Raw genomic sequence first — 9,048 nt, 5'->3', positions numbered from 1 at the left:
TGGAATTTGTAAATAGTTTAGGCGCAGAGCCGCTGGCGCCAGCCCAGGCCGGCTTCGGTGGTGGTGGTGGGTTTGTACTCGCAGCCGATCCAGCCGGTGTAGCCAATGCGGTCGAGGTGGGCGAACAAAAACGGGTAGTTGATCTCGCCGGTGCCGGGTTCGTTGCGGCCGGGGTTGTCGGCCAGCTGGATATGACCGATGCGCGCCAGCTGCTTTTGCATCGTGGCCGCCAGCTCGCCTTCCATGCGCTGCGCGTGGTAAATGTCGTATTGCACAAAGGCGTTATCCGCCCCAACCTCGTCCAGAATTTTCAGTGCCTGCGCCGTGGTGTTCAGGTAAAAGCCGGGAATGTCAAAGTGGTTGATGGGTTCGATCAGCAGCCGCAAGCCCGCGCCCTTGAGTTCGGCCGCCGCAAATTTAAGGTTGTTGACAAAGGTGCTGCGCAGCACCGCGTCGTTCACACCCGCGGGTGCCTTGCCGGCCAGGCAATTGAGCTGGCTCACACCGAGCGCGGTGGCATAGCTGATGGCCTGCGCCACCCCGGCGCGGAATTCGTCGACCCGGTCCGGGTGGCAGGCGATGCCGCGCTCACCCGCGTCCCAGTCGCCAGCGGGCAGGTTGTGCAGCACCAGCTTGAGGCCGTGGGTGTCGAGCCGCTGCTTGATGTCGGCTGCGCTGAAAACATACGGAAACAAAAACTCCACCGCCTCAAAACCGGCGCGTGACGCCGCCTCAAAACGGTCAAGGAAAGGCAGCTCGGTAAAGAGCATGCTCAGGTTGGCGGCAAATTTGGGCATGGTGTGCTCCTTGTATTTTGTGAATCAATGCGTTGTGGTGAAGCCGAATTGTTTCAGCAAGCCAGCCATTTTCAGGCCCTGGCGGCCCTCGAGGTGCCCGCCAAGGTGAGCACCTTCATTGCGTGGCTGCAGGGCGAATTTGGTGATGCGTGGTGGCGCGGGTCGGTCACACCAGGCTCTGCCTGAGCCAGTCGGCAAAGGCCACGCACTCCCAGCGCTCCATCACGCCGGTGCGCCAGCACAGGTAATGGGCATGCGGGCTGGGCACGTTGGCGCCAAACACCTCGCTGGTGCCCAGGCGCACCAGCGAGCCGTTTTCCAGCCAAGGCACGGCCAGCTTGATGCGGATCAGCGCAATGCCCATGCCGGCCGCCGCGCCGTCGCACATCAGGCCGACATCGTTGAACTGCGAGCCATCGAGTGGCTCGGGCCAGTCCAGCCCATTGGCGGCAAACCAGGTGCGCCAGGGCTCCAGCGGGCTGCGCAACAGCTCTTCGCCGTCCAGGTCTTGCGCCACTTCAAACGGCCCGTGCTCGCGCACAAAGGCGGGCGAGGCCAGCGGCGTGACCTCGTCCTTGAGCACGCAGACATGCTCAACGTCGGCGTAACGCCCGGTGCCAAAGCGGATCATCAGGTCGGCGTCTTCGGCCACCACGTCGAGCAGCGGAATCGAGATTTGCAGCGTCAGGTCGATCTCGGGGTAGGCCTCGGTGAACTGGCGCAGGCGCGGAATCAAAATGGCGCGCGCAAAAGTCGGCGTGACGGCCAGGCGCAGCTTGCGCTTGCCCGGCATGGCTGCCGAGCTCGGAAACTTTTGCAGCATGCTGAGGCCGTCGCGCACATGCGCCAGGTACTCCACGCCCTCGATGGTGAGCGAAAAATCAGCCCGGCCGAACAGCTTGGTGCCAATGATTTGCTCGAGTTGCTTGACCCGGTGGCTGACCGCGCTGGGCGTCACACAGAGTTCTTCGGCGGTTTGGGTCACGCTGCGCAGGCGCGCCAGCGCCTCAAACGTCAGCAGGCATTGAATGGGGGGGATACGGACAATGGACATCGCCTGATTGTGGCAGGCGTGAAACTGAAATCGTCTGCGTAGAATCCCTGATCTATGACTGACCGCACCGCCGTACTTGCCCAATACATCATCCCCAAACAGGCCATCACCTTACTGGCCGGGCGCATCGCGCGGGCCCAAGGCGGCGCGTTCACCACCCGCCTGATTGCCTGGTTTGTGCAGCGCTACCGCGTCAACATGCAGGAGGCCGCCAACCCGGACATCAACAGTTACGCCACATTCAACGACTTCTTCACCCGTGCGCTCAAAGACGGTGTCAGGCCCATGGCCCAGGCCGACCTGATTTGCCCGGTGGACGGCGCCATCAGCCAGTTCGGTCGCATCCAAGGCCAGCAAATCTTCCAGGCCAAGGGCCACCACTACAGCAGCACCGCACTCGTTGGCGGCGACGCCAAGCTGGCCGCGCAGTTTGACAACGGCCACTTCGCCACACTGTATTTGAGCCCGCGCGACTACCACCGCATCCACATGCCCTGCGCCGCTCGCCTGACGCGCATGATCTATGTGCCCGGCGACTTGTTTTCGGTCAACCCCGCCACCGCGCGTGGCGTGCCGGGGCTGTTTGCCCGCAACGAGCGCGTGGTGTGTGTTTTTGACGGCGCGCATGGCCCGTTTGTGCTGGTGCTGGTGGGCGCCACCATCGTCGGCAGCATGGCCACCACCTGGCACGGCGCGGTCAATGCGCCGCGTCCGGGGCGTTTGATCGAGTGGCGCTATGACGATCAGTCCATTGAATTCAAGCAGGGCCAGGAGATGGGCCGCTTCTTGCTGGGCTCCACCGTGGTGATGTTGTTCCCGCAAGGGCCGCTTAAATTCAATTCGGCGTGGCAACCGGGGGGTGCCATTCGGCTGGGCGAAGTGATGGCGCAAGTCGGTTAACGAGCAGGTCAGGCGCCAGCCATTACATTGGCTGCTGGGGGGTGCTGCGTGGTCTCGTATCGCAATTCAAGAATAAAGGACATTGTGTCAAATTGACCAAGCCAAGAACGGATCGATCAGCTTCGTGCCCGTTCCTGCAAAGTCCGCAACGTTGCGTGTTACCACTGTCATGCCATGCTCCAAAACCGTGGCAGCAATCATGGCATCACGTTCAGACTTCGGGTCTGGCACATGCATAGCCGCGCATAAAGTGGCTGTGGTTCCCGAGAACGGCAATATACGATCTGCAAAGTTTGTCTTCACCCCGTTTAGCCAGGTGCGCAACGCACTACCTTGTGGCGGTGTGCGGCGCTCCAGCGTCATCACCTCCTTTTCCAGTTCCAGTATGCTGATGGCGGAAATAAACAGATGGCTGACCGGTTTGTCCGAAGCCCATGGACGCACTTCCAGGGACTGATTCGGTTTGCCGTGGCGCAACTCCGAAATGACGTTCGTATCCAGGACATACATCGTTGCCGGCCTCAAAGCAGATCAGCCGCACCTATTTCTACCCGTACCTTCTTTGGTTCGAACTCTATGCCTTCGCCACCCGGAATCGAATCCATCAAGTCCAACAGTGATACTTCCTGCTTTCCCGTGAGCTCGTAATAGTCTTCTATTTTTAGTAAGGCAAACGCCGGTCGCCCCCTGTCGGTGATGAAAACAGGGCCTTGCGCCGCTGCCCGTTTGGCGGCGCCAACATCTCGGGTGAACTCTCGACTTGAACAGGTGTGCACGCTCACCTTAACCATCCTGCTTTATTAATGTTTGTATGTTGTGACAAGCTTGGAAAAAGTCAAAAGAAAGCGCCACAGTCATCCACAGCGAAAAACTTTTAATTGCGTCGGCGCTACCTGAAAATCACGGTTTTGTGGCCGTTGATCAGCACCCGGTGCTCGCTGTGCCATTTCACGGCGCGGGCCAGCACCTGACTTTCGGTATCACGGCCCAGGGCGGTCAAATCTTCCACCGTCTTGCTGTGATCGACGCGCGCCACGTCCTGCTCGATGATCGGGCCTTCGTCCAAGGCGGCGGTCACATAGTGGGCGGTGGCGCCGATCAGCTTGACGCCCCGGTCATGCGCCTGGTAATAGGGCTTGGCACCCTTGAAACTGGGCAGGAACGAGTGGTGGATGTTGATGGCGCGGCCACTGAGCTTGCGGCACAGGTCGTCCGACAAAATTTGCATGTAGCGCGCCAGCACCACCAGCTCGGCACCCTCCGATTCGATGATCTCGATCTGCTTGGCTTCCACCTGCGCCTTGGTGGCCGCGCTCACCGGCAGGTGGTGAAACGGCACGTTGTAGCCGGCCGCCAGCTGGTAAAAGTCGCGGTGGTTGCTGATGATGGCGCAAATGTCCAGCGGCAGCAGGCCGCTTTTCCAGCGAAACAGCAAGTCGTTCAAACAATGGCCTTCCTTGCTGACCAGGATCACGGTGCGCATTTTTTGCGCCTGGGCGTGTAACTGCCACTGCATCTGGAACGGTGCGGCAAAGTCGGCCAGCTGGGTTTTCAGCGCATCAAAGCTGTGCTCGGCACAGGCAAATTGCACGCGCATGAAAAACAGACCGGTGCCGGTATCGTTGAACTGCGCGGCTTCTTCGATGTTGCCGCTGCGTTCCAGCAAAAAGCCGGACACGGCGTGCACCAGCCCCAGACGGTCGGGGCAGGACAGAGTGAGGGTATAAACAGGGTTCATAGGGGCGGTATTGTCGCAGCCTTGTTTCACCTTCAATCGTCAGGAATAAATCACATGGACCTTCCGACACTGCAACAAACCCTGCGTGACTTTGCTGCTGCGCGCCACTGGCAGCCGTTTCACACGCCCAAAAATCTCAGCACGGCACTGCTGGTGGAAGCTGCCGAACTGGCCGAAATATTTCAGTGGATGCGTGCCGAAGAGTCGCAAGCCGCGCCGCTGAATCCCGCCACCAAAGAGCGTATTGCCGACGAGGTGGCCGACGTGCTGCTCTACTTGCTGCAGCTGGCCGACCAGTGCGCCATTGACATTCCCACCGCGGTGGCCAACAAACTGGTCAAGAATGCCGTCAAACACCCGGCTCCTGGCGCAGCATCGCCGCGTGGATAATTGACCTATGCGAATTCCCTTTACCAAAATGCAGGGTGCCGGCAACGACTTTGTGGTGCTCGACGAGACCCAAAACCGATTTGGCCTGGGCGCCGCGCAGTACCGGTTTCTGGCCGACCGCCACTTTGGTGTGGGTGCCGACCAGATCCTGACGGTGCGCCCGTCGCCGGCGCCTGGCATTGATTTTGAATATGTCATCCACAATGCCGACGGTGCCGAGGTGGAGCAGTGCGGCAACGGGGCGCGTTGTTTTGCGCGCTTTGTGCGCGATGGCGGCCTCACCCAAAAAGGCGCGATTCGGGTGCAGACCAGGGGGGGGGTGATCGAGCCGGTGCTCACACCCGATGGCCGCGTTACCGTCAACATGGGCGCGCCGGTTTTTGAGTTGGCGCGCATTCCCTTCACGCCGGGCCTGGTGCCAGCCGAGTCTTGTGGCGACTGGCAGCAATGGCCGCTGCGGCTGGCCACACCGGGACACGACACGGTGGTGCGGGTGGCCGTGCTGTCGATGGGCAACCCGCACGCGGTGCAATTGGTGGACGACGTTGCTAACGCGCCGGTAGCGCAGTACGGCCCGCTGATTGAACACCACCCTTTTTTCCCGAACCGGGTCAATGCCGGTTTCATGCAGGTGCAAAACCGCCGCCAGGTCCGGCTGCGGGTGTACGAGCGCGGCGCCGGCGAGACGCTGGCCTGCGGCACGGGCGCTTGCGCCGCAGTGGTGGCGGGTATCCGGCTTGGGCTGCTCGACGCCCAAGTTGATGTGCACACCCACGGCGGCCTGCTCGCCATTGCCTGGGCTGGCGACGGTGCGCCGGTCATGATGACCGGCCCGGCCACCACCGTGTTTCAAGGTGAAATTAACATCCCCGACGACCTTCCAAAAGCGTAACGACCATGCCAAATTCAACTCTGCCAAACCTGCCCAGCGCCATTGCCAACCCGATCACCGAAGACGACATTGCCGATTACCTGGCCAATACGCCTGACTTCTTTGAGCGCCATGCCGACATGCTGGCCGCCATACAACTGACCAGCCCGCACAGCCAGCGCGCGGTAAGCCTGCAAGAGCGCCAGGCCAACATGTTGCGTGAAAAAATCAAGCTGCTGGAGCTGCGCATCATGGAGATGATTCGAAATGTCAATGACAACACGGCGTTGTCCGACAGGCTCTTGCATTGGGCTCGCACGCTGTTTTTGAACACTGACCCCGCCACCTTGCCCGAGCTGATGGTTGCCGAGTTGGCCGACCAGTTTGCCGTGCCGCAGGTGGGCATCAAGGTGTGGGGCGTGGACGCCGCCTATGCCGATGCGGCGTTTGCCAAAGGGGTGAGTGAAGATGCCAGGCTGTTCGCCAGTTCCCTGACCGAGCCCTATTGCGGCGTCAACACGGGGCTGGAGGCCATCAATTGGCTGCCTGATCCCAAAGCGGTGGCCTCGCTGGCGATTTTGCCCTTGCGCGCAGGCCCCATCGGCAGCACCGCGCCAGCTTTCGGACTGCTGGTGCTGGCATCGCCCGATGCCCAGCGCTTCAACAGCACCATGGGCACCGACTTTCTGGCGCGCATTGCCGAGCTGGCCAGCGCCGCGCTGTCGCCGCTGCGCTAAACCAGGCCCGCTGGTTGGCACCGTCATTGCGAGCGAAGCGTGGCAATCCATGAATCCATTTGTGATCTGGTGACAGGCCCGCCCGGGGACGCGCTGGTGCAGCGCTACCTTGACCATGTGCGCTTCGAAAAGCGCCTGGCCCAGCGCACCGTGGCGCTCTACACGCTTGACCTGGAAAAGCTGGCGGCCCATGCGGCGCAGGCAGGTGTCAGCCTGACGGCGGTTGAGACCGGCCACATCCGGCGCTGGGTGGCGCAAATGCACAGTGGCGGGCGCAGCGGCCGTGGCATTGCCTTGATTTTGTCGGGCTGGCGCGGGTTTTACATCTGGCTTGGGCGCGAAGGGCTGGTGGCCTGCAACCCGGTGCTGGACGTGCGCGCCCCCAAAGCCGCCAAACCCCTGCCCAAAGCCCTGAGCGTGGATGACGCCGTGCAACTGGCAAGCTTCGAGCGCGCAGCCAACAACCCCTGGCTGGAGGCGCGCGACGCGGCCATGGTTGAGCTGCTCTACGGTGGTGGCCTGCGGGTGGGCGAGCTGACCGGGCTCGACGTGCAAGCCAGCGACGGCGCGCGTGGCTGGGTCGATTTGCCAGCGGGCGAAGCCCATGTGCTGGGCAAGGGTAGCAAGCGACGCATTGTGCCGGTGGGTGCCCAGGCGGTGCAGGCGCTGCAGGCCTGGCTGCAAGTGCGTGGCCAGGCTTTGCACGCTGTATTGGCGCCGCCCGTTTCACCGCCAGTGGCGGGCGCGTCACCTCACGCCGCGCTGTTCATCGGTCGCAACGGCACGCGGCTTACAGCGCAGTCGATCTGGCAGCGCGTGCGCCAGCGCAGCCTGCAGGCCGGGCTGGCCGCACCGGTGCATCCGCACATGCTGCGCCACTCGTTTGCCAGCCATGTGCTGCAGTCCAGCAGCGACCTGCGTGGCGTGCAGGAGCTGCTGGGCCACGCCAACATCAGCACCACGCAAATCTACACCCGGCTCGACTTTCAGCACCTGGCCAAAGCCTATGATGCAGCGCATCCGCGTGCGCACCTGAAGGCGGCCGGTTCAAGTGGTTCAAAATAGGGGTTGGCAAAACTTTCTTTCAACAGGTGACTTCATGCAAAAGCAAATCATTGTGACGTTGGACAAAGGCGTCGAATTTTCATTTCATGTGCCCGATGGTGCCGCCCTTGCGCACGACGCGGCGCGGGCCTGGCTCGACCAGCAGTTCACCACGCTCGACTGCGAACCGCTGCGTGCCAGTGGCAAGGTGCTCACCGCCGACAAGGTGCTGGTGGTGACGCAGGCCGCCGGGGCTGCGCTGCTGGGCGATGCCAAGTGGTCAGCCGAGTATGTGGCCGCGGTCAGCGCGGCCCTGGGCAAGCCGATGATCCGCGTCGATGTGCCGGCAATGGCAATCACCTATTGAAAACCGTTCGGTTGCGCGCAGGCAAAGAGCGCTCGCTGTTACGCCACCACCCCTGGATTTTTGAGTCGGCCATCGCCAAAGGCGGTGGCGATGCCGGTGAAACCGTGCGCGTGGAGAGCGATCAGGGCCAGTTTCTGGGCTGGGCGGCGTTCAGCCCGGCCTCCAAAATCCGCGCCCGGGTCTGGAGCTTTGACGAGAAGCAGCGCATCGATGCGGCCTTTTTTGCGGTCGCCTGTGCCCGCGCCGTCGAGGCCAGAGCCCGCTTTGACATCCAGAGCAACGCCATGCGGCTGGTGCACGGCGAGTCCGACGGTCTGCCGGGCCTGATCGTGGACCGCTATGGCGACACGCTGGTGGCGCAGTTCACCTCAAGCGGCGTGGAGCGCTGGAAAGATGTGATTGCCGATGCGCTGCTGGCTGCTACCGGCCTGACCCGGTTGTATGAGCGCAGCGACGCCAGCAGCCGCGCCCTGGAAGGCCTGATTGATGCCACTGGCTGGTTGCGTGGCCAAGGCGAAGTCGAACTTGTGCTGCAAGAGCATGACTGGCAACTGGCGGTCAACATCGCCGAAGGCCACAAAACCGGCTTTTACCTGGACCAGCGCGACAGCCGCAAGCGTTTTTGTGACTACGCGCGTCGCCTCAAGTTCGAGCGCGTGCTCAATTGCTACAGCTATACCGGCGGCTTCACGGTGGCGGCGCTCACCGGTGGCGCAGCCCACGTGACCTCGATTGATTCGTCCGGCCCGGCGCTGCAAAAAGCGGCTACCAATGTGGCGCTCAACGGTTTTGATGCCAGCCGCGCCAGCTTCATGGACGCCGACGTCAACGCCTCCTTGCGCCAATTTATCGACCAGGGCCGCAGCTTTGATGCCATCGTGCTCGACCCGCCCAAATTTGCGCCCACCGTCGCGCACGCCGAGCGTGCCGCGCGCGCTTACAAGGACATCAACCGGCTCGCGTTCAAACTGCTTGAACCGGGTGGCGTGCTGTTCACCTACAGCTGCTCCGGCGGCATCAGCGCCGACTTGTTTCACAAAATTGTGGCATCGGCCGGCTGTGATGCCGGTGTCGATGGCTACATCCATGAGCGCATGGGCGGCGCGCCTGACCACCCCATGACGGTCAATTTCCCCGAAGGCGAATACCT

General features: G+C 62.1%; 13 protein-coding genes. 8 read left to right on the top strand and 5 right to left on the bottom strand.

The genetic code is table 11. The features are described from left to right. Nucleotides 1–17: 17 nt before the first annotated feature. Nucleotides 18–797, bottom strand: coding sequence for a hydroxypyruvate isomerase (hyi, locus tag IBX54_RS03870; RefSeq protein ID WP_296541347.1), 780 nt, complete (start codon nucleotides 795–797; stop codon nucleotides 18–20). A gap of 27 nt (nucleotides 798–824) precedes the next feature. Here hyi and IBX54_RS03865 point away from each other — a divergent pair, with 27 nt between their 5' ends. Next, entirely contained in the window at nucleotides 825–983 is a 159-nt protein-coding gene (locus IBX54_RS03865) for a hypothetical protein (RefSeq protein ID WP_296541346.1), read from the top strand. Here the strand turns inward: IBX54_RS03865 and IBX54_RS03860 are convergent. Then, the gene (locus IBX54_RS03860) at nucleotides 964–1,851 is read right to left on the bottom strand and encodes a LysR substrate-binding domain-containing protein (protein WP_296541345.1); all 888 of its coding nucleotides are present in this window, start codon (nucleotides 1,849–1,851) and stop codon (nucleotides 964–966) included. The genes IBX54_RS03865 and IBX54_RS03860 overlap by 20 nt on opposite strands. Nucleotides 1,852–1,905: 54 nt before the next feature. Here IBX54_RS03860 and asd point away from each other — a divergent pair, with 54 nt between their 5' ends. Then, nucleotides 1,906–2,751: an archaetidylserine decarboxylase gene (asd, locus tag IBX54_RS03855; RefSeq protein ID WP_296541344.1), complete on the top strand. Its 846-nt coding sequence runs from the start codon at nucleotides 1,906–1,908 to the stop codon at nucleotides 2,749–2,751. Nucleotides 2,752–2,838: 87 nt separating this feature from the next. On the opposite strand, the gene IBX54_RS03850 is transcribed toward asd, so the two are convergent. From IBX54_RS03850 to purU, 3 genes are all read right to left on the bottom strand, one after another. Beyond that, the gene (locus tag IBX54_RS03850; protein ID WP_296541343.1) at nucleotides 2,839–3,261 is read right to left on the bottom strand and encodes a type II toxin-antitoxin system VapC family toxin; all 423 of its coding nucleotides are present in this window, start codon (nucleotides 3,259–3,261) and stop codon (nucleotides 2,839–2,841) included. Nucleotides 3,262–3,272: 11 nt separating this feature from the next. Then, complete coding sequence (locus IBX54_RS03845; RefSeq protein ID WP_296541342.1) at nucleotides 3,273–3,533, bottom strand: type II toxin-antitoxin system prevent-host-death family antitoxin; 261 nt, start codon at nucleotides 3,531–3,533, stop codon at nucleotides 3,273–3,275. 107 nt (nucleotides 3,534–3,640) lie between these two features. Beyond that, on the bottom strand, nucleotides 3,641–4,489 hold the full coding sequence (gene purU / locus IBX54_RS03840) for a formyltetrahydrofolate deformylase (protein ID WP_296541341.1): 849 nt from the start codon (nucleotides 4,487–4,489) through the stop codon (nucleotides 3,641–3,643). 54 nt (nucleotides 4,490–4,543) lie between these two features. Here purU and IBX54_RS03835 point away from each other — a divergent pair, with 54 nt between their 5' ends. The 6 genes from IBX54_RS03835 to IBX54_RS03810 form a co-directional block, all read left to right on the top strand. Then, nucleotides 4,544–4,879, top strand: coding sequence for a nucleotide pyrophosphohydrolase (locus IBX54_RS03835; protein ID WP_296541340.1), 336 nt, complete (start codon nucleotides 4,544–4,546; stop codon nucleotides 4,877–4,879). Between the two features lie 7 nt (nucleotides 4,880–4,886). Continuing rightward, the gene (gene dapF, locus IBX54_RS03830; protein ID WP_296541339.1) at nucleotides 4,887–5,771 is read left to right on the top strand and encodes a diaminopimelate epimerase; all 885 of its coding nucleotides are present in this window, start codon (nucleotides 4,887–4,889) and stop codon (nucleotides 5,769–5,771) included. A gap of 5 nt (nucleotides 5,772–5,776) precedes the next feature. After that, nucleotides 5,777–6,487 carry a DUF484 family protein gene (locus IBX54_RS03825; protein ID WP_296541338.1) on the top strand — a complete coding sequence of 237 codons (711 nt, stop codon included), beginning with the start codon at nucleotides 5,777–5,779 and terminating at the stop codon, nucleotides 6,485–6,487. Nucleotides 6,488–6,526: 39 nt separating this feature from the next. Next, nucleotides 6,527–7,552: a tyrosine recombinase XerC gene (locus IBX54_RS03820; protein ID WP_296541337.1), complete on the top strand. Its 1,026-nt coding sequence runs from the start codon at nucleotides 6,527–6,529 to the stop codon at nucleotides 7,550–7,552. 34 nt (nucleotides 7,553–7,586) lie between these two features. Beyond that, nucleotides 7,587–7,898, top strand: coding sequence for a hypothetical protein (locus IBX54_RS03815; RefSeq protein WP_296541336.1), 312 nt, complete (start codon nucleotides 7,587–7,589; stop codon nucleotides 7,896–7,898). Continuing rightward, nucleotides 7,895–9,048: class I SAM-dependent rRNA methyltransferase (locus tag IBX54_RS03810; protein WP_296541335.1), on the top strand; the 1,154-nt coding region annotated here is incomplete at its 3' end. The genes IBX54_RS03815 and IBX54_RS03810, both read left to right, overlap by 4 nt.

This window comes from Rhodoferax sp. (genome assembly GCF_014859475.1).
GTDB lineage: Bacteria > Pseudomonadota > Gammaproteobacteria > Burkholderiales > Burkholderiaceae_C > Rhodoferax.
This window is presented reverse-complemented; position numbering and strand designations above follow the sequence as displayed.

What these genes read in the sequence shown, in the direction of transcription:
- hyi (WP_296541347.1), bottom strand. Translation starts at nt 797, where the DNA reads ATGCCCAAATTTGCCGCCAACCTGAGCATGCTCTTTACCGAGCTGCCT.
- IBX54_RS03865 (WP_296541346.1), top strand. Translation starts at nt 825, where the DNA reads ATGCGTTGTGGTGAAGCCGAATTGTTTCAGCAAGCCAGCCATTTTCAG.
- IBX54_RS03860 (WP_296541345.1), bottom strand. Translation starts at nt 1,851, where the DNA reads ATGTCCATTGTCCGTATCCCCCCCATTCAATGCCTGCTGACGTTTGAG.
- asd (WP_296541344.1), top strand. Translation starts at nt 1,906, where the DNA reads ATGACTGACCGCACCGCCGTACTTGCCCAATACATCATCCCCAAACAG.
- IBX54_RS03850 (WP_296541343.1), bottom strand. Translation starts at nt 3,261, where the DNA reads ATGTATGTCCTGGATACGAACGTCATTTCGGAGTTGCGCCACGGCAAA.
- purU (WP_296541341.1), bottom strand. Translation starts at nt 4,489, where the DNA reads ATGAACCCTGTTTATACCCTCACTCTGTCCTGCCCCGACCGTCTGGGG.
- IBX54_RS03835 (WP_296541340.1), top strand. Translation starts at nt 4,544, where the DNA reads ATGGACCTTCCGACACTGCAACAAACCCTGCGTGACTTTGCTGCTGCG.
- dapF (WP_296541339.1), top strand. Translation starts at nt 4,887, where the DNA reads ATGCGAATTCCCTTTACCAAAATGCAGGGTGCCGGCAACGACTTTGTG.
- IBX54_RS03825 (WP_296541338.1), top strand. Translation starts at nt 5,777, where the DNA reads ATGCCAAATTCAACTCTGCCAAACCTGCCCAGCGCCATTGCCAACCCG.
- IBX54_RS03815 (WP_296541336.1), top strand. Translation starts at nt 7,587, where the DNA reads ATGCAAAAGCAAATCATTGTGACGTTGGACAAAGGCGTCGAATTTTCA.